We start from the raw sequence: 16102 nt of genomic DNA on the forward strand, positions 1-16102 counted from the left end.
GAGACAAACGATGCTAAAGTGAATATTGAGGCGATTGCTTCCTAATAGTCACCGATTACGGGTGACCTTCTCAAACACCATCTCCCTGGGCGCGGCCCCAGCTTGTTCGCTGTGCGGCGCTATATCTTCACGCGGGGTTCATAGATCCCCAGCAAGTCTCGTGTGTCGAGGCAGATCATCTAACTGGCCGTAGGCGTGTCCTCCACCACGCTGCTCATCACGGTGCCGTCGGGTGAACGCAGATCAGGGTTCGTCACCTCGGCGAACTCATGGATCGCTGGCCCGAGCTCGCCCAGAGAGATCGGCTTCTGGTGCCTGGCATCTGGCGGAAGCGGTTCGTAGCAGCGCTAAAGGGTGTCTGCCTAGACTCGTACTTTGTGACTGGCTCCATGGAGATCGCTGAACATACGTGTGAGGACGCTGCGATCGAGCGGTCAGCGAAGCCGCTGATGCTGCTGGTGGCGGGCGGCAAGTTGGGCTGCTGCCGAATTTTCGATGATGTCGGCGAGGTTCTGGATCCCGGCATCGGCGAAGCTGGGGGTTCGTGCCGCGAGGAAGAGGGTTCGTTCGATCGGTGGGTCCGGTCGGACGAGTTCGACTCCGTCCGGGACGTGCTCGATGGTCAGTTCGGGAGCGAGCGCGACGCCGACGCCTGCGGCGACGAGGTGGAGCTGGACGGAGAAGTCCATCGACTCGGCGACGATTCTGGGTGTGAAGCCGGCCAGGCCGCAGGCGCGTTCGACCATGTCGAAGCAGGTGACGTCGTCGGTCGCGGAGACCCAGGGATGATCGGCGTAGTCCTCGAGCCGCGTCGAGGATCGCGCTCCGTCCCGGTCCTGGGGGCTCCGGGTCGCGAGCCAGACGGGCTCGGTGCCGATCGTGCGGGTGGTGATGCCGCGCGGGATGTCACGGGGGACGTTGGAGTAGGAGTGGATCACGGCGAGGTGGACGGCGCCGGAGGACAGGGCGTCGAGGGCGTCTTCGGGTTCGGAGGTCGTGATGCGCAGTTCGAGCGCGGAGCCGTCATCGCCGAGGATGCGGCGGCAGGCATCGGCGATGATGGTCCGCGCGGCGGAGGGGAAGGCCGTCACCGTATAGAAGCCGGCGGTTCCGGCGCGGAGCGCTTCGAGTTCGCGCTCGGCGAGCGAGATGCGGTCGAGGATGTCGTGGCCGTGCGCGGCGAGGACGTTCCCGGCTGGTGTGAGGGTGACGCGGCGCCCCTGTCTCTGCGTGAGTTGGAGTCCGAGTTCCTTCTCCAGGGCGGTGAGCTGCGTGGAAACGCCGGGAGCACTGAGCCGGAGTTCGTCGGCGACGGCGGCGACGGTGCCGAGTCGTTGGAGTGCGGCGAGCATCCGAAGTTTGCGTACGTCGATCACGGCCACCCCGTTAGATAAGCTCTGGTTACTGTACTGATTAAAATCACTTATTTGTGCTTATCTGTCCAGTTTGGCATCATCGAATTATGCAGGTCAACGCGGGTCTCGTCGTCGTGGCGCTTGAGGTGACGACGTTCTCGGCGATCCCGGGTCGCGGCGCCGGCCATGGACGCGATCGGGGTGTCGTTCACGCGGCTCCTCATCGCGATGCTTGCCCTATCCGTCGCTAGGCCGCGACTGCCTCGGAAGCGCGACGACCTCGGCTGGAGCGTCGCCTACGACCTCTTCGGGATGACGGTTGACCTGCCCCGTTCGACGGTTTCGACCGAACTGATGAGGAACCTGCAATGATCGACCTTCGTTCTGACACATGCTCTCGTCCCACCGCCGCGATGCGTGAGGCCATCGCGCGCGCCGATGTCGGCGACGACGTCTACGGCGACGACCCCACGGTCAGGCAACTCGAGGCGGAGACGGCACGACTGCTCGGCAAGCAAGACGCGGTCTACATGCCGACCGGGACCATGACGAACCAGGTCGCGATCCGCGCTCACACCGAACACGGTGACGCGGTCCTGTTCGAGCAGTCCGCGCACGTCTACATGCTCGAAGGAGGAGCTCCATCGGCGATCTCGGGCATCCTGCCGCGACTGATCCCCGGCGATCGTGGCCTCTTCTCCAGCGACCAGGTCGTCCAGGCTGTCGGGGCGCCGCATCCGTTCTTCCCGTCGACGGTCACGTCACCGATCACACTCCTGTGCGTCGAGAACACCCACAACAACGGCGGCGGCACGGTGTGGCCGGTCGGCTTGAGCACGGACGTCGCCGAAACCGGCCGACGCCTGGGCCTCGCGGTCCACCTCGACGGTGCACGCCTCTGGCACGCGACCGCCGCGACCGGGATCTCCGAGGCGGAATACGCCGCGGCGTTCGACACGGTGAGCGTCTGTTTCTCCAAGGCGCTGGGCGCCCCCGTCGGGTCGTGCCTGGCGGGCTCGAAACAGATGATGGACCGGGCCCGCAGATTCAAGCAGAACTTCGGGGGCGGATTCCGGCAGGCCGGGATCATCGCAGCCGGCGCTCTGCACGCGCTCCACCACCACCGGGACCTGCTGCCGCGCACGCACGCGATGGCGCAGCGTTTCGCCGCCGGCCTCTCGGGGATCGACGGGATCCTGATCGACCCGTCCACGGTGCAGACCAATATCGTCCGATACCGACTCGACGGCGTCAGCTCCGCAGCGTTCGTCGACGCGCTCCATGAGCGCGGCGTGTGGATGCTGCCCTCAGGAGGCGACGGCGTCCGCGCGGTCTTCTACCTCGACATCACCGATCGCGACATCGACGACGCCCTCGACGCCATCGGCAGTGTCATGACCACCATCGAGCGCGACGCGGCGCCGATCGCCACCGCAAGATACTGAGGCCGCAGCGAGATACGGACACGTTGCGCTGGGCGATGATCACGCATCGGTAGGGCTCTGCTCGCCCAGACCGGCGCGGTGGGCGGCCTGCTCATCTACGGGCCCGATCGCCATCTGGCTGTTCGGCCGCGAGTCCAGCGACCATACCGCCAAAGACCCCACCATGGAGTGCCACCGGCGCCAGGCGAGGACCCCACTCGGGCGGATGAGACCACGCTCGGCTGAGCTTCGGCGCACCACGAGCGCGAGGAACCTGCGGTTGACCTCGGCGCGGATCTTCTTGGTCAGCTCGTCCAGCGTTGGAGGCAGTTTGTGACCAGCGGCGCGATGCGGCCGTCGTTCTGGCCGTGCAGGAGACGCAACTGTCGGCCGAGCTGGAATAATTCGCTGGTCTGTACTGCGGAACGCCTGCTAGTTTCGCCTCGTCGTTTCGTTCCGCCTCGGGCCACGCGCCCCGGAAAGGGGGGCTACATGCCCAGGCCCGCGCCGAGCGCGCCTCACCGCACCGTCTGACCGCCCAACCACTGCAGCCTCTGATCCAGACTGCAGCCGGATGTGTGGCCCGGTGTCCCGCAATCCGATGAGGCCGCTCGGCCTGCTCTTGCTGTCATCGCAGTTTTCCCAGCAAGGAGCACTCCGGGTGTCCAGCAACAACACTCTCAAGATCGATATCTTCACCTGCGTATGGTGCGGTCTGACCGTATCCGCCTCCGCTGCCGACGGCGTCCGGCGTAACCACTGTCCGTCGTGCCTGCACTCCCAGCACGTCCTCGGCCACCTCGACGGCGGCCCGAGCGAGTGCCACGGCCGGATGCCCCCGATCGCCATCGCCGTACTGCGCACCGGCGACTGGATGGTCATACACCGCTGTGTGCGCTGCGACGAGCTCACCTCGAACCCGATTTGCACGGACGACAACCAGCTCATCCTCATGCGTATGGCTGTACGGCCCCTGGCGCAGCCTCCGTTCCCGCTCGAAGTCTTCGGCACGCTCTCATGACCGCTGCCGGGAGAGAGGGAGAACCGGGCCATGCCCCGAGGCAAGACCAAGAAAGCGCGAGGGCGAACCGAGGCCGGATGGCGCCCGCAGCGCTACAAGGACGTCCTGCGCAGCCAGGGCCGCCGCCGGGCGAACGACTTCAGGTGCGTCGGCTGCAGGCTCGATGTGTCCCTGGACGCGCCGGGCACCGCCCACCGCAATCACTGCCCGAACTGCCTGGCCAGTCTCCATGTGGACCGCCGTGTTCCCGGCGACCGCGCTTCGGAGTGCCGTGGCCGGATGGAGGCGCTGGGCCTGTCGGTGCGGCCGGACGGCGAGTGGCTGATCATCCATCAGTGCCTGTCCTGCGGTGAGCTCAGCGCGAACCGTATTGCTGGGGACGACAACCCCCTGACCCTGATGCGCCTGGCGCTCAGGCCGCTGAGGGACAGCAGAATCGCCAGCCGCACGCTGCTCGCCCTGTGATCTTGTCGTTCAACGTCGGGTGTCGATCGCGCGCCGAACCTGGTGCGTGACACGCATAGCCCCTCCCGCGGTTCACGCTGCGGGAAGGGCTATGGTTCACGAGGTGTTGCAAACGGCGGGAGGTCTGAAACGCCCTCGTGAAACCGTCAGGGCTCGTGAGCGACGAGTTCCGTGCTGCTCATGTCTGCTGTGGGCCGGGTCGTACGCGTCGCGGGGGGCGAGGACTTCGTCCCGCACGGGGTGTGGCAGGCCCTCGGCACCATCGCCCCCCACTGCTGGACTTCGGCCTGATGCCGGGGATCAGGAACTGGCAGGAACCGCCGGGGTGTCCGCCAGCAGGACGATGGGTTCGGACATCACGCCGTCCACCTCGACCCAGCCCACGAACGGCGGGGCGGCCTCATAGCCGAGGAGTCGCTGCACCGGCTCGGGCAGTGCCTTGACCGTCTCACGGGGCAGGGCGAGGTAGTGGTTCTCCTCCTGGCGCAGGAATCCGAGGTCGAGTGACATGGTGATGCCCATACGTGGTGCGTCGCTGCTGTTGGAGCCCCCGCCGTGGTAGGTGGCGCCGATCCAGATCAGGGCGGAGCCGGCGGTCATTTCGGTTGGGACCGTCTCCTCGGGGCGGGGCGCCCGCTCGTCGTCCCACTTGTGGCTGCCTGGGATGACCCGCGTGCCGCCGTTGTCGGCGGTGAAGTCGGTGACGGCGACCATGATCTGCACGCGGGCCTGCCGGCCGCCCTCGGGGTGACGCCAGTGCCACACTGAGTCGTCCCGGTGCAGCGGCTGGGCTCCCTCTCCCGGGTAGATGTCGATGGCCTGGGTCATCCCGATCTGCAGGTTCGAGGGCAGTTCATCCTGACTCTCCCCCGACCACACGGCGGTCGGGAGGATGAGGAACCGTTCGGCGACTTCGTGGTACAGCGGGTGCAGGGCGATGTCGGCGACGTGCTGTGTGTGCTTGAAGAGCGCGCCGAGCCGCCGGGTCCGAACTCCCGTGAATTCGTGGCTTCCCCAGCTCGCCTTGTCCAGGGCGGGAGTGATGTCGGCCTTGAGCGCGGCCAGCGTTGCGGCATCGATGAAGTCCTTGACGATCACGCCTCCGTCCCGCTGGATCACTTGGTACAGATCGTCCACGGTCGCGTCCGGCGTGAGTGTGGTGAGAGTCATGGTCTGTTTCCTCGCGTGGTGGGGCCCGCCTCGCTCCGGATGTTCTTCCGGAGCAGGAAACGGGACGGTGGAGTTCGGGTACTGGGTGCGCGGGAGAGGCGTCTCCCAGGTCATGTCGTGACCGCGACATGACCTGTCGTTTCGCTCGTCCGGTCTCTTCACGTTCCCCTGTCCGGGATGCGATGCGCCGGCGCGCAGACGGCACGCGGAAGGACCACTCGGCGCCTTGGTGGCGTCGCGCTTCGTCTGACGGGGTTCTGCATTGCCTTGAGGGGGCGTGCCGATTTGCCGACAACGACGCCGAGGCACTTCTGCGAAGGCGTGCAGGCCTTCGCGGACGTCCCTCAGCCTGGCGTTCTTCCCGGAGAAGGGTGTGCCGGACTGTTGCGATGCCTACGGGTGGTCGTGTGCGGTGACGTCGAATTCCCGGGGAACGAGCCGGTGGACGAGTACTGCTGTGGCGAGCAGGCCGCCACCGACGATCGGCCCGAGAGCGGCACTTGTGGCGGCGACGGCGCCCCAGAGCCCGAGCGCGGTGGCTCGTTCCTTCGGGTCAAGGAACAAGGTGCGGATCATGGACAGGGTTGTCGGCAGGATCATGGCCCCGCCGATCCCCAGGAGGGCGCGCACGGCGATGACTGCCAGCGGCCCCGTGGCCAGCAGGACACACAGGGATCCGGCTCCGAACACCACGAAACCAGGGTGCGTTACCGAGTCAGTAGTCGGTTCCGATATCGACCCTGTACGTCGGGCCGAAGTTGTAGGTGTTGAATGTGCCGCTGGTCGCGCCGACCTTCAGATCGACGGTGTCGCCGGCCTGGTGCCTGTACCCGAAGGCGTGGATGGGGACTGGCGTGTCAGCGCACCAGAATCTGTGGATCGTCCCGGCGCCGTGTGTGGCGCCGGCGTCCAGCCGGACGGACTGGTGCGTCAAGGTGCCGTGGTGGCAGTAGGCGTCGAGTTCGCCCTGGATGATGTACCCGTTGGGGCCTTGGGAGGTGACGGTGCCGTTGAACCGGACGTCGTACTGGATGTTGCCCAAGCCGTCCGTGTCCATGTACTGGACCTGGACGGGGACGCTGGCGGCGCTCGCCGGTGTCGCGGTGGACACCGTCAGCAGAGCCGAACCGAGGATAGCCCCGGCGATTCCCGCGCAACGCGAGCGGCGTGATGAGGTACGGGCCATGCGCACTTCCTTCCGGCTGAAAGGGGGCGGCTGCTGTCCACGCCGCCACTGTCGACTCTAAGTAATCATGTGACAGCGTTGAGTGATGTTTCCTGAAGGTGAGAGCCTGCTGGCCCGCGACAGAAATTCCATTGCCTGTCACACACCGCAGGCCTCGCTGAACCGCAAGGCGCAGCGCCTAATGCGGGAGCTGGACATGAAGCAGCAGCCGATGCCGAGCGCACGTCAGCGCCTCCTCCTCCGCCTGGATCTCCAGGAGTTTCGCGCTGAGGTCCCGGCGGCTGCGGACCCCGAGTTTGCGAAACACCCGGGTCATGATCGAGATCCCCCAGAGGAACCGCACTCGTACAGGCGCGGGAGCGCTGTAACGGCCGTGTGACTGCCGTGTCGGTAGTCTGGCGATCGTTACGGTCCCGCGGTCGAACAGAGTCGAACAGATCGGGAAGAAGACGGATGAGGGTCCTGGTGGTTGAGGATCATGTGCGGCTGGCCGATTTGGTGGCGCGGGTATTGCGACGCGAGGGCATGGCGGTGGATGTGGTGCACGACGGGACGGCGGCGCTCGACCGCACCGTCGAGGTGGACTATGACGTGGTGGTCCTCGACCGGGACCTGCCGGGTGTGCACGGCGACGATGTGTGCCGGCAGCTGATGTAATGTGCCCCCGATCGGGATCTCTGGCGTCATACCTGGGCGCGTCCGTGCGTGGGCGGCCGCCGCCCTCGGGGCCTGGCAGGGCTGGCGCGGCGGAGGAGAGGAAGGGTGCCAGGCGCCCGCGTCCCGGAGCGGCGCTCTCCGAGCGGGCGGGGCAAGGTTGAGGGTTGGCGCTGAGAACGATCTCGCGCGTACCGGGCTGCGGCGATAATCAAAGAACGTCAAGGGTGACTGTCAAGCAGGGTGACTTCGGTGGTTCTGACACTGCCGTCGGGCCTGCGGTAGGTGACGGGGACCGTGGCTCCCGCGCGAACCTGTCCGATGCGGGCGGCACGCTGCTTGCTGGCGTTGGTGATGGTCTTGCCGTTGAAGGCGATGATGACGTCACCGGCGCGGATCCCGGCCTTCTCGGCTGGGCCGCCCGGCCAGGTGGCGGTCACCAGCGCGCCGCTGTTGTCGGGGGTGTCCTGGGGCGCGATTCCCCACACGCCCTGCTTGCCCTCGGTAATGATCACGTCGAGGGGCTGCTGCTCGCCATCGACGTTCAGGCTTCCGCTGTAGCGGGCCCGGGGCATGGGGGCGTTGGGGTCGGACTGGAGCCAGACGCGTACGGGCGTTCTCCACCGCCACCGTCCCGGGGGTGTGCGGATGGTGGCGGTGGAGCCGTCCGCGGCGATGGCCTCCGCGCACAGGCGGGGGCGGCAGTCCATCTCCAAGCGGGTGATGCACTGGTGACGCTCGACCTAGAGCTGTGTGCAGATCGGACGAACAGCCCCTCGCGCCTGCGGGGGGCCGTTACTTTCACGCACGCACCCCCGAGCGATGGGGACGGCCACTACCTGGGTACGGGGGCGCTGTCGGTGCTGGCTGCCATCCATCGCCATTACAGAGAGACAGTATATTATTACTGTGAGTTATTGGTGGCGAGGGTTAACAATGAGAAAGGAGCGCTGACAGGGCGCAGCGGATAAGGCGAAGCAGAAGACGATGGATACGGATCTTCCTGAGCTTGGATCGGGCCTTGGGTACCGAGCCCAGCTTGACGAGGCAATCGCGGCACACGCCGATCGGATAGATTGGCTGGAGGTGATCAGCGAGCACTTCATGTTCGCCCCGCCGGAGCGGCGGGAGAAATTGCGGTCGCTCGCCGAGCGGTTCCCGATCGTGCCGCACGGCATCGAACTGTCCGTCGGCTCGCCGGGGCCGCTGGACGCTGACTATGTCGACGCGTTGGCCACGCTGGTGGCGGAGGTTGACGCGCCCTGGTTCAGCGACCACCTGTGCTTCACCCGTACCGATGAGGTGGCACTGAGCACGCTGGTGCCGTTGCCGCGCACCCTGCAGGTGGCACGGGCGGTGGCGCGCAAGGCGCGACAGGTCCAGCGGGCGGTGGGTGCCCCTCTGCTGCTGGAGAACATCACCGACTACCTGGGCATGGCGGCCCCGCTGACCGAGGCGCAGTTCATCTGCGAGGTGCTGGAGCACTGCGAGTGCGGGCTGCTGCTGGATCTAGCGAACCTGGACATCAACGCCCGCAACCATGCGTTCGACCCGGTGGAGTTCCTGGAGAACATTCCGCTCGAAAGGGTTGTCCAGGTGCATCTGGCAGGCGGGATCGAGGACGGGCCGCTGGCGATCGACAGCCACAGTACGCCTGTGCCGCCCGGCGTGTGGGCGCTCCTGCGGGAGCTGCGGGCCCGCGCGCCCGTCCGCGCGAGCCTGCTGGAGCGCGACCAGGACTTCCCCGACGACTTCGGCACCCTGCTCGCCGACATCAACCGGGCGCGTGCCGTGCTGACGGGACAGTCCCATGCCCTCCCCGGCAGGGAGGCGCTCGATGGGAGTGCGTGAGGCGCTGAGCGCTTTGCTGACCGACGAGGCTGAACTGGACCTCCTGCGCCGGGACCCGGACGGGCTGGGTGCGCGCCATGGCCTGACGGCTGAGGACTTGGCCATGCTCACCAGCGTGGCGTCCACCGGCTACGACGTGATGTACCGGGCTGTGCGTGGCAAGTTCGCCCGGCTCGTCGGCGTGTGCCTGCCGGGCACTGTCGCGGAGCTGCGCGAGCAGCACACTGCCAGGTGGCATGAGTTCCTGGACGGCACGGTGCGCCCGGCGCAGCCGGTCCGCAGGGCACTGCTGGGAGAGGGCGAGCAACTGGTCGCGTGGCTCGCGGTCCACGGGCCGGCCGCGCTCGCCGACTACGCCGCCTATGAGCTGGAGCGGGCGCGCCTGGCCCATGAGGGCCAGGCGCTGGAGGCCGTACACCCGGCCGAGGACCCCGCCTGGCAAGGGCTGGTGGCGGTCAGCCCGGCGGCGCGCGTTCTGCGGTTCGGCCATGACGTCACCGCCGGCACCGCGCCGAGCCGGCTGCCCCGCCGAGCCGTTACCGTGCTCATGCTGCGCCGGCAAGGCGATCGTCCCGTGGTGGTTCACCGGATCGGCGGGAAGACGGCGAACCTGCTGGCGCTGTGTGACGGCAGCCGTACTGCGGCACAGGTGGTCGTCGCTGCCGGAGGAGACCCCCGCAGCACCGGCGCGACGCTCGCCCGGCTACAGGCGGCGCACGTGCTCAGGGCCGCACCTGTCAGCCAGGCCGTGCCTACGGGAAGGACATGATCGATGCGCATCTGCGCGATCGTCAAGTATCCGCCGATCCAGGGCGGTGTCAGCGCCATGGGTTATTGGACGGTCCGCGGCATGGCCGAGGCCGGCCACCAGATCACGGTGGTCACCAACGCCGAAGCGGTGGAAAGCGACTACCGGATCTGGATCCCCCCGGGCGATCGGGCGATGCTGCAGGGCGACTTCCCCGGCGGCGGCAAGGTCAGGCTCACGACCACCGCTGCGCGAACCCCGGCCCACATCCCGCATTCACCGCTGTATGTGACCAAACTGGCCGCGCGTGCGGCCGAGGCGATCCGCCGGGACCACTGCGAGATCATCTACTCGCACTACCTGGAGCCGTACGGTATGGCGGCCTTCCTCGCCTCGCAGTGGACCGGCGTGCCGTACGTACTGCGCATGGCGGGCAGCGATCGGACTCGGCTGCTGGCAGACCCGGAACTGAGCACCGCCTACCGGGAGATCCTCCGCGCGGCCGACGCGGTGGCGGCCTCACCCGAATCGATCCAGGGCTTCGAGGCCCGAGCAGAGCCCATCCCCTACCCGCCGGGACGCTTCGTCCCCGCCTGCTGGCGAGCGGCCGAACCGCTCGACGTTGACGCGTTCCTGGCCGACCCGCACGTGCACGACCATCCATGGACGACCAACCGGGCCCCGCTGCCCGCGGACGCGCCGGTCATCGCCGTCTACGGCAAGCTGGGGGAGTTCAAGGGCAGCTTCGACCTTCTGCGAGCCCTGCGGCGACTGCACGACGGCGGACGACGCTTCAGCCTGCTGGTGCTGGGCGGAGGACGCGACCGCCAGGCCTTCAACGAGGCGGTGCGCGAGAGCGGCCTGGCCTCCGTCACCTGGACCCTGCCCTTCCTGCCTTCGTGGCGGGTGCCCGAACTGCTCCGCCGTGCCGACGCGGTCTGCGTTCTGGAGCGGGAGTTCCCTGTCGCCATCCACACGCCGTCCCAGCCGACCGAGGTGCTGGCGGCGGGACGGTGCCCGGTGGTCTCCGCCGAGATCGCCGGCAAGCAGTCTCCGGAGAATGCCCTGCGCGACGGGGTGAACGCGCTCGTCGTCCGGGACCCTCGCGACACGGACTGCCTGTCCGGCGTCCTGAGCCGGGTGATCGATGACCCGGAGACCACACGGAAGATCGGCGCCCGCGCCGCACTCGACGTGGTCACTTTCGACGAGCAGCAGCTCGGCGAGGCCACCGTCAGCATGCTGGAGCGGACACTCAGCACCCACCGTGACGGATTGTCCCCGCGGCCGCGGCTGGAGCAAACCGGCCTGCTGGGCAGGCAGATGCCGGCCGCGACGACGCTGGCCGGCCTTCCCGCTCCTGCCGAGCTGTCCCATCCCGCGGACATCTACCGTGCCGCTTGGGAACTGGTCACCCGGATCGACAGCCGCCACGAGGACCTGCCCGAGGGAGCGGCAGAGATCGCCCGCTATGAGCTGGACCGACTCTGGCTGTGCCTGGATCTGGAACTGGATGACGGCCAGGCCGTGTTTCCCTCCCCGGACCCTGCGCTGCCGCTGGCCGACATCGTGCCGCAGCGCAGCGTGTGGGCGCGTAGCCGCCGCTACCGCACTGACATCACCGCGGCGGCTCAGGCCCTGGCCGACGGCCGCGAAGCCGCCCCCCATCCAGGAACACAACAACGCCTGCTGTTTTGCAAGCTGCCCAGCCTGTTCGGACGGATCGTCAAGATCAATGACCGCACCCATCGACTCATCGAACTCTGCGACGGCCGCAACAGCCTGCGGGCCATCGCCACCATGCTCCGTGCCGACCTTGACGAGGTCACACGCGCGGCACGGACCCTGGCCCGGCTACGGGTCATCCATGAATGACCGCGAAAGGAGGAAGGCAGATGGACAGCGAGTTCGAGTTCGCCCTGGTCGAGGAGATCACCGGGGGCAACGAAGAGTACGCGATCTGCAGCTGCAGCTGCAGCTGGCAAGGCGGCTGAGCACTGAGGCACGAAGCGGGGCCCGGCCGGGCCTCGCTTCTGCCCCGAACCCACCGCAGATCCCTGATGTATGACGTGATCGTGGTCGGTGCCCGTTGCGCCGGGGCCAGCATTGCGATGCTGCTGAGCAGGCAAGGACGTAGGGTGTTGCTGCTGGACCGGGCCGGCTTGCCCGCAGACACCGTCTCCACGCTGCTCATCCAGCAGCCAGGACTTCTGCGGCTGCACCAGTGGGGACTGCTGGACGACATCCTCGCCACTGGAGCACCCGTTCTCAGCCGGGCATCCGTCACCGCCGGTGCTGTGCGCCTGACCGGCACTGCGCCCGTGCTCGATCCGACCCGCGGCCCCTGCGCGCCGCGGCGCTACGCGCTCGACCAGATCCTCCTCGACGCCGCCATCGCCGCCGGCGCGCTGTTCCGGCCCCGTGCCAACGTCTCGGACCTGCACTGGGACGGCGGACGAGTGGCGGGCGTGGTGCACACAACCCCGTCCGGTCGCCGCACCCTGGAACGAGCCACTCTCGTGATCGGAGCGGACGGCCGTCACTCCACGGTCGCTAAGCTCGTCGGAGCCGCCTACCTACGCCACACCCCGCCGGTCACCCGCGCCATCTACACCTATTACAGCGGCCTGCCACAACAAGGCCTGAGCTTCTACTCCGGGGTCCGCAACAGCGCCGTCTGCCTCCCCACCCAGGACGGGCTCACCCTCGTCAACACCACCATCCCGCACTACCCCGCCAATCGCGACGTGCAGGGCTCGCGGGAAGAGATCTACCGGACGATGATCCGACGCCTGAGCCAGGAACTTCACGAGAGCCTGGCCCAGGCCCGCCGCCATGATCGCCTTTACTACTGCACCGACTTGCCCAACTTCTTCCGTCAGCCATACGGGCCCGGCTGGGTCCTGGCCGGCGATGCCGCACACCACAAGGACCCCCTGCCGGCCACGGGCATCTCCGACGCCTTCGCCCAGGCGGACCAGCTGGCCTGCCTGCTCACCGGCCCGCTGGACGATCACGCGCACGTGGCCGCCAGGCTGGCCGGTTACGCCGATTATCTACGGCGCGGCTTCACCCCCACTTACGAACGGATCCTCGCCATCCCTCACCGGGAAGGCGTCATGCATCAGGCGATCCACGACAACCAACACAATCCGCACTTCGTCAACGACTGGATGAACCGCTTTGCAGGCCTTCGATGAGACAAAGAGCGCGAGCCCGGTGAGTCCTCACCGGGCATCCACCTGCTGGGACGATGTGGACAATGCCGACAGCTACGCACGGTTCGTCCAAAACTACTCGCCCTACGCCGACGCAAGCCGCGACCTCGCGCTCCGCGCCGGTATCGGCGGCGAACACGTGGTCATCGATCTGTGCGGCGGGACGGGCGTCGCCGCCGTCACCCTACTGGAGGGCATGCCACCCCACGCACGGATCATCTCGGTCGACGGCTCGGCGGCCATGCAGGAAGCTGGCAGGCGCGTCTACGACGACCCGCGCATCACCTGGGTCACTTGCAAAGCCGAGCAGCTCGCTGACCACATCCTGGAGATGGTAGATGCCGTGGTGTGCAACTCCGCCATCTGGATGACCGACACGCGCGCGACGTTCGCGGCAGTCAAGGCGATCTTGCGGCCGGGCGGCCGGTTCGTCTTCAACATACCGGGCAGAGCCGCCGGCCTCAGAGACGCGGCACCGGCGCTGCTCGAAATGATCGACGTCATCGCAAGAGCCGACTACGGCTACGTGCCTCCGCACGATGAGCGTCTCAACCGGCCCCTCCTACCTGGCCTGCTCCAAGCGCAACTGGCGGAAGCCGGCTTCTCCACGCTCGAGACGGAGATCGTTGCTCAGCCCTGCAGTGTGGAAGCGATGCGGGCCTGGCTGTCCATCCCCTGCTTCGCGCGGCCCGCAGGGCAGCTTCGTCACGAACAGCGTCTGGAGATCCTGGAGAAGGCATACTCCCTGGTGGATCGGAACCAGGTCAGCCACATCGAGTGGTTCGTCGCCGCCGCGACGGCCTGAAGGCTGACCGTCACGAAAACCGTCCGCACAAATGCACGATAGATGGACACGCGACTCCATCAGATACCGAGGGCCGATACGCCTGGGGCCCGGTGCCGGGCAGGCATGCCGGTCACCGGCGCGCGCCGTGTGCTTCGGCGACGGCCTGCACGATGACCAGGCCTAGTCCGTGGCCGTCGGCGGTGTGGGTTCGTTGGGTACCGAGTCGCTGGAACGGTTGGAACAGCCGTCGTAGGTCCTGCGATCGGATGGTTGGGCCGGTGTTGCCGACCGATTAAGGGGGTCCCGGTAGCAATGGCGGAAAATCCAACGGATATGCCCCTGGCCTGCGGTGGCTCGCTATCTGAGCAGGTCGGAGGGGGTTGACGACTACCTCGGTACGCATCCGATGCTGAACTCACGGGTGCTCGCGGTGAAGGTTCTTCAGCAAGGGTGAACCCGAGGTGGAGGGACGTGCAGGCTGGTTTCGGCTCGAACACGGCGGGATAAGTCAGGCTCGATAACGATCAGTAGCAGGTTTCCGCAGGTAGCACTGCTCGATATCTTGTACCGCGTCAAAATGCAGCCACGACGGCTCTGACCTGTGGTTTGACGAGGTCCGTACCTGCGGGCAGATCGCGTCTTGTGCTTGTCCGCCTGCTGTATCTGATCGCACTTCGGGTGTTCGGCTGGCTGATGTTGCTGGGCCGCGGCCAGGCGTCGAAGGACGTTGAGATCATGGTGTTGCGTCATGAGGTGGCGGTGCTGCGGCGTCAGGTCGGGCGCCCGAAGCCGGACTGGGCCGATCGGGCCGTTCTCGCGGCGCTGGCCCGGTGGTTGCCGGCGGTGCTGCGCGCTCATCGTCTGGTCACCCAGGCGACGTTGCTGGCGTGGCATCGTCGCCTGGTGCGACGGGCCTGGACGTACCCGCATCGGCCCGGGCGTCCAGGAACGACTCCGGAGCTTCGGAACCTGATCGTGCGCCTGGCGCGGGAGAACCCCGGATGGGGCCATCGACGGGTGCACGGGGAGTTGGTGCGGCTTGGGTTCCAGGTCAGCGAGGCGACCGTGCGGCGCATCCTGCGCTCGCACCATTTCGGTCCGGCACCCCGGCATCTCGACACGTCATGGCGCTCCTTCTTACGCTCGCAAGCCGAAGGGCTCCTGGCCTGCGATTTCTTCCATGTTGACACGATCTTTCTGAAGCGCTTGTACGTGTTGTTCGTGATGGAGGTCCGCACGCGGCAGGTGCACATTCTGGGCGTGACCAGCCATCCGACCGGCGCATGGACCGCTCAGCAGGCCCGCAACCTCCTGATCGACCTTGGCCAGCGAGCAGGGTCCTTTCGTTTCCTTATCCGCGATCGGGACGCTAAGTTCACTGCCGTCTTCGATGAGGTGTTCGCCGCCGTGGGTATCACGGTGTTGAAGACACCGCCGCGGACACCAAGGGCGAACTGCTACGCCGAGCGCTGGATCCGGACGGTACGCGGCGAGTGCACCGACCGAATGCTGATCTACGGCGAACGTCACCTGCGCGTGGTTCTGAACGAGTATCTCGATCACTACAACGCGCATCGGCCACATCAGGGCCGTGGACAGCGACCGCCGGATCACGATGAGCATGTAGTGGTGCCGATGGAAGGCCGGATCGAACGCCACGCGATACTCGGGGGAGTGATCAACGAGTATCGCCGAGCCGCATAGCTCGGTCGGAGAAACCCCAGCTCAAACCATGCACGCGAGTTTTGACGCCCTACACGCCGCCATGAAGGCACGTGGATTTGGCCGGAGGCGGCTTGACCTGTGCTTGGACGGGACTGCGGTCAATCCGGGCGTGTCTCGCCCGCCATCTCTTCCGTCATGGTCATCTGTTGGGTGTCGCTTGGGTCTGGCTTGACGATCCGGTCTCAGGCGACCGATGCCCGGCAGCGCAAACCGGCGCATTTCGATTTTGCTGTCAGCCCGCCGATGTGCCGGACGCGTGCCGAAGAGCATGTGGCGAGCATGGACTCGGCCATCTTCGCCTCGCAGGAGACGGTCGAGAACCGAGAAAGTGCAGGTCGGATGGGGTTTGGAGTGGTAGGGCGCCCGGGGCTCGAACCCGGAACCTACGGATTAAAAGTCGCCGTTTTAAATGCCGACCACTATCGAATCGTGTCTCATTGTGTCGCGGTGTCATGCATTGCCCGCAGTCGAAATGTCCAAGAATGCCGCCCGGTGTTA

At 66.9% G+C, this 16102-nt stretch carries 16 protein-coding genes and 2 pseudogenes; 10 read left to right on the plus strand and 8 right to left on the minus strand.

Annotated elements, in window-relative coordinates; genetic code table 11:
- Window positions 1–434 precede the first annotated feature (434 nt).
- Both ACFOY2_RS52905 and ACFOY2_RS52910 read right to left on the minus strand, forming a co-directional pair.
- The gene (locus ACFOY2_RS52905) at window positions 435–1382 is read right to left on the minus strand and encodes a LysR family transcriptional regulator (RefSeq protein WP_379535790.1); all 948 of its coding nucleotides are present in this window, start codon (window positions 1380–1382) and stop codon (window positions 435–437) included.
- Window positions 1383–1423: 41 nt separating this feature from the next.
- Window positions 1424–1567, minus strand: a complete 144-nt coding sequence (locus ACFOY2_RS52910; protein WP_379535791.1) for a hypothetical protein — start codon at window positions 1565–1567, stop codon at window positions 1424–1426.
- A gap of 201 nt (window positions 1568–1768) precedes the next feature.
- Between ACFOY2_RS52910 and ACFOY2_RS52915 the strand changes: the two genes are divergently transcribed.
- The 3 genes from ACFOY2_RS52915 to ACFOY2_RS52925 all read left to right on the plus strand — a co-directional run bounded on the left by ACFOY2_RS52915 (window position 1769) and on the right by ACFOY2_RS52925 (window position 4265).
- Entirely contained in the window at window positions 1769–2800 is a 1032-nt protein-coding gene (locus ACFOY2_RS52915) for a threonine aldolase family protein (protein WP_379535792.1), read from the plus strand.
- Between the two features lie 640 nt (window positions 2801–3440).
- Window positions 3441–3800 (plus strand): RNHCP domain-containing protein, encoded by a 360-nt coding sequence (locus ACFOY2_RS52920; protein WP_379535793.1) that lies wholly within the window; start codon window positions 3441–3443, stop codon window positions 3798–3800.
- 30 nt (window positions 3801–3830) lie between these two features.
- Window positions 3831–4265 (plus strand): RNHCP domain-containing protein, encoded by a 435-nt coding sequence (locus ACFOY2_RS52925; RefSeq protein WP_379535794.1) that lies wholly within the window; start codon window positions 3831–3833, stop codon window positions 4263–4265.
- Window positions 4266–4565: 300 nt separating this feature from the next.
- On the opposite strand, the gene ACFOY2_RS52930 is transcribed toward ACFOY2_RS52925, so the two are convergent.
- From ACFOY2_RS52930 to ACFOY2_RS52945, 4 genes are all read right to left on the minus strand, one after another.
- The gene (locus tag ACFOY2_RS52930; protein ID WP_379535795.1) at window positions 4566–5435 is read right to left on the minus strand and encodes a phytanoyl-CoA dioxygenase family protein; all 870 of its coding nucleotides are present in this window, start codon (window positions 5433–5435) and stop codon (window positions 4566–4568) included.
- Window positions 5436–5828: 393 nt separating this feature from the next.
- Window positions 5829–6128, minus strand: coding sequence for an MFS transporter (locus ACFOY2_RS52935; RefSeq protein ID WP_379535796.1), 300 nt, complete (start codon window positions 6126–6128; stop codon window positions 5829–5831).
- Between the two features lie 22 nt (window positions 6129–6150).
- Entirely contained in the window at window positions 6151–6621 is a 471-nt protein-coding gene (locus ACFOY2_RS52940; RefSeq protein ID WP_379535797.1) for a hypothetical protein, read from the minus strand.
- 178 nt (window positions 6622–6799) lie between these two features.
- A complete protein-coding gene (locus ACFOY2_RS52945) occupies window positions 6800–6937 on the minus strand; it encodes a hypothetical protein (RefSeq protein WP_379535798.1) in 138 nt (45 codons plus the stop codon).
- Window positions 6938–7074: 137 nt separating this feature from the next.
- Between ACFOY2_RS52945 and ACFOY2_RS52950 the strand changes: the two are divergent.
- Window positions 7075–7275, plus strand: a pseudogene (locus tag ACFOY2_RS52950) (response regulator); the annotation flags it as partial.
- A gap of 221 nt (window positions 7276–7496) precedes the next feature.
- Here ACFOY2_RS52950 and ACFOY2_RS52955 read toward each other — a convergent pair.
- Window positions 7497–7985, minus strand: a complete 489-nt coding sequence (locus tag ACFOY2_RS52955; RefSeq protein ID WP_379535799.1) for a PDZ domain-containing protein — start codon at window positions 7983–7985, stop codon at window positions 7497–7499.
- A 277-nt stretch (window positions 7986–8262) separates the two neighbouring features.
- On the opposite strand from ACFOY2_RS52955, the gene ACFOY2_RS52960 reads away from it, so the two are divergent.
- The 5 genes from ACFOY2_RS52960 to ACFOY2_RS52980 all read left to right on the plus strand — a co-directional run bounded on the left by ACFOY2_RS52960 (window position 8263) and on the right by ACFOY2_RS52980 (window position 13897).
- Window positions 8263–9126, plus strand: a complete 864-nt coding sequence (locus tag ACFOY2_RS52960; RefSeq protein WP_379535800.1) for a DUF692 domain-containing protein — start codon at window positions 8263–8265, stop codon at window positions 9124–9126.
- The gene (locus ACFOY2_RS52965; protein WP_379535801.1) at window positions 9113–9895 is read left to right on the plus strand and encodes a hypothetical protein; all 783 of its coding nucleotides are present in this window, start codon (window positions 9113–9115) and stop codon (window positions 9893–9895) included. The genes ACFOY2_RS52960 and ACFOY2_RS52965 overlap by 14 nt, the downstream gene beginning before the upstream one ends.
- 3 nt (window positions 9896–9898) lie before the next feature.
- Window positions 9899–11749, plus strand: a complete 1851-nt coding sequence (locus tag ACFOY2_RS52970; protein ID WP_379535802.1) for a glycosyltransferase family 4 protein — start codon at window positions 9899–9901, stop codon at window positions 11747–11749.
- Window positions 11750–11934: 185 nt separating this feature from the next.
- Entirely contained in the window at window positions 11935–13074 is a 1140-nt protein-coding gene (locus ACFOY2_RS52975; protein ID WP_379535803.1) for an NAD(P)/FAD-dependent oxidoreductase, read from the plus strand.
- A 55-nt stretch (window positions 13075–13129) separates the two neighbouring features.
- Window positions 13130–13897, plus strand: a complete 768-nt coding sequence (locus ACFOY2_RS52980) for a class I SAM-dependent methyltransferase (protein ID WP_379535804.1) — start codon at window positions 13130–13132, stop codon at window positions 13895–13897.
- A 112-nt stretch (window positions 13898–14009) separates the two neighbouring features.
- Here the strand turns inward: ACFOY2_RS52980 and ACFOY2_RS52985 are convergent.
- Window positions 14010–14156 (minus strand): annotated as a pseudogene (locus ACFOY2_RS52985) (ATP-binding protein); the annotation flags it as partial.
- A gap of 365 nt (window positions 14157–14521) precedes the next feature.
- On the opposite strand from ACFOY2_RS52985, the gene ACFOY2_RS52990 reads away from it, so the two are divergent.
- Window positions 14522–15583 (plus strand): integrase core domain-containing protein, encoded by a 1062-nt coding sequence (locus ACFOY2_RS52990; protein ID WP_379535805.1) that lies wholly within the window; start codon window positions 14522–14524, stop codon window positions 15581–15583.
- Window positions 15584–16102 lie beyond the last annotated feature (519 nt).

It is taken from the genome of Nonomuraea purpurea, from assembly GCF_042650645.1.
GTDB classification, from domain to species: Bacteria; Actinomycetota; Actinomycetes; order Streptosporangiales; family Streptosporangiaceae; genus Nonomuraea; species Nonomuraea purpurea.

Coding starts and splice junctions, on each gene's coding strand:
- ACFOY2_RS52925 (WP_379535794.1), top strand. CDS start 3,831: ATGCCCCGAGGCAAGACCAAGAAAGCGCGAGGGCGAACCGAGGCCGGA.
- ACFOY2_RS52930 (WP_379535795.1), bottom strand. CDS start 5,435: ATGACTCTCACCACACTCACGCCGGACGCGACCGTGGACGATCTGTAC.
- ACFOY2_RS52955 (WP_379535799.1), bottom strand. CDS start 7,985: ATGGACTGCCGCCCCCGCCTGTGCGCGGAGGCCATCGCCGCGGACGGC.
- ACFOY2_RS52975 (WP_379535803.1), top strand. CDS start 11,935: ATGTATGACGTGATCGTGGTCGGTGCCCGTTGCGCCGGGGCCAGCATT.
- ACFOY2_RS52970 (WP_379535802.1), top strand. CDS start 9,899: ATGCGCATCTGCGCGATCGTCAAGTATCCGCCGATCCAGGGCGGTGTC.
- ACFOY2_RS52940 (WP_379535797.1), bottom strand. CDS start 6,621: ATGGCCCGTACCTCATCACGCCGCTCGCGTTGCGCGGGAATCGCCGGG.
- ACFOY2_RS52945 (WP_379535798.1), bottom strand. CDS start 6,937: ATGACCCGGGTGTTTCGCAAACTCGGGGTCCGCAGCCGCCGGGACCTC.
- ACFOY2_RS52965 (WP_379535801.1), top strand. CDS start 9,113: ATGGGAGTGCGTGAGGCGCTGAGCGCTTTGCTGACCGACGAGGCTGAA.
- ACFOY2_RS52960 (WP_379535800.1), top strand. CDS start 8,263: ATGGATACGGATCTTCCTGAGCTTGGATCGGGCCTTGGGTACCGAGCC.
- ACFOY2_RS52915 (WP_379535792.1), top strand. CDS start 1,769: ATGCGTGAGGCCATCGCGCGCGCCGATGTCGGCGACGACGTCTACGGC.